Here is a 571-nt window from a genome sequence, read left to right as displayed (position 1 = left end):
CTTGGCACCCACCGTGCCTGCCGACTGAATCGAGCCCAGCGTGTTGTTGATGGACGGCGCCGTAAGCTGCGTGTTGAGGTCCGAACGGATGGCACCGGCTGTGTTGTCGAGCGACGTCGTGGCGGTGAGCGCCACATTTGCGCCCTCCATGCCGGTCGTCGCTGTATTGGTGTTCTTGTTGAGCAGGTTGGCACCGGACACGGTCAGCGTGCCACCAGAGTGCATCAAGCCGCCGGAGTTGTCGACCGTCGAGCCATTCACCGTCACATCGCTGTTGGAAGCGACCTGGCCGCCGGCGTTGGTGAGCGTTCCGGTATTGACCGTGAGCGCACCGTTGGAAACCAGCTTGCCTTGGTCATTGGTCAAGGTCTGGCTTTGCACGTCCAGCGTGGTGTTCGATGAAATCGTGCCTTGCTGGTTCGTCAGCGTATTGGCGTTGACCGAAACCGCGTTGCCAATCATCGCGCCTTTGGTATTGGCCAGCGATTGGCTGTGGGTGTTCAGCGTCGTGCCCGCCTGCATCACGCCGCCGTTGGCGTTCGTGATAGCGCCCGCCGTTGCATCCAGGGCG

Annotated in this window: 1 protein-coding gene; it reads right to left on the bottom strand. The window is 61.8% G+C overall.

Annotated elements, in window-relative coordinates; genetic code table 11:
- Window positions 1–571: hypothetical protein (locus FUT88_RS15450; RefSeq protein ID WP_147216416.1), on the bottom strand; the 571-nt coding region annotated here is incomplete at both ends.

The organism is Ralstonia sp. TCR112 (assembly GCF_007997035.1).
Lineage (GTDB): Bacteria > Pseudomonadota > Gammaproteobacteria > Burkholderiales > Burkholderiaceae > Ralstonia > Ralstonia edaphi.
The sequence above is the reverse complement of the archived record's forward strand: the minus strand, read 5'-3'. Positions and strand labels throughout refer to the sequence as shown.